General features: G+C 58.1%; 2 protein-coding genes. Both read left to right on the top strand.

Annotated elements, in window-relative coordinates; all coding sequences use genetic code 11:
• Positions 1-191: 191 nt before the first annotated feature.
• Positions 192-365 carry a hypothetical protein gene (locus A3754_RS04795; RefSeq protein ID WP_231880486.1) on the top strand — a complete coding sequence of 58 codons (174 nt, stop codon included), beginning with the start codon at positions 192-194 and terminating at the stop codon, positions 363-365.
• Between the two features lie 339 nt (positions 366-704).
• Positions 705-950: M48 family metallopeptidase (locus A3754_RS04790; protein WP_369817578.1), on the top strand; the 246-nt coding region annotated here is incomplete at its 3' end.

Below are 950 nucleotides of genomic sequence, written 5' to 3'. Positions count from 1 at the left end.
CGCCAGCCTGCCAGGCGCAAAAAGCCACGGGCAAGCCACCGGGAGAAGGCATTTCCGCGACGGGGATAATCAGAGTCCAGGGCTGATGGCATGGGATTGTCCATTGCAAAGAGAGCGGCGATCATACGCACGCGGCCCAATGATCACATTGGCACTAACGCCCAACGCACTCACAAGGCGATAACCGGCCCATGGACACCCTGCACTACCTGACAGGCTACCCCGCCCAGATCCAGCAACAGGCCCAAATCCTGCTGGACCAGGGGCAGCTGGGGGATTATCTGCAACAGCGCTATCCCGACAAGCATGAGATTCAAGGTGACAAGGCCCTGTTTCAATACGCCAACCCCCTCAAGCAACAATAGCTGCGCAAGGCGCCACCACTGGGCAAAGCCCATTACGATGCCAAGCTGAAAACGCTGAGTCAGGCGCGTGGGAGCCTCTGACTCACCCCTTGTATACTCAGGCTTTCAGGCTGGTTCGCAATCTAGGCGCACTTTTAAAGGCATGCTGGTTGCCTGTCGAGAAAGGGCAACAACGAGTGCGGACCAGCCTGAAAGCCCCGTAGGGCGAGACCTGAAGCGCACATCTGCTGCGCTTCGCCACTAGTAAAGGGAACCACCCTGCCCGTCGTGCCGAAACACAACAGCTGCACACTTCAGGTCACGCTGAGCATGCAAGGGGTGAGTCAGAGGCTCCCTGGCATGCATACCCGGCACACCCGCATTCACGGCAGCAAATTACGCAGCCATAACAGCCTGCGTATCGCCAGCCAGTTCAAGGCAGCGCCGGAAGCCTTTCTGCGCATGATCGTGGTCCACGAACTGGCTCACTTCAAAGAAACCGACCACAACAAGGCGTTTTATCAGCTCTGTTCGCACATGGCGCCGGACTACCATCAACTGGAACTGGATACCCGGCTCTGGCTTCTCTGGCAGGACACACGCAAC

The organism is Alcanivorax sp. HI0083 (assembly GCF_001635175.1).
The sequence above is the reverse complement of the archived record's forward strand: the minus strand, read 5'-3'. Positions and strand labels throughout refer to the sequence as shown.

Coding starts and splice junctions, on each gene's coding strand:
- A3754_RS04795 (WP_231880486.1), top strand. CDS start 192: ATGGACACCCTGCACTACCTGACAGGCTACCCCGCCCAGATCCAGCAA.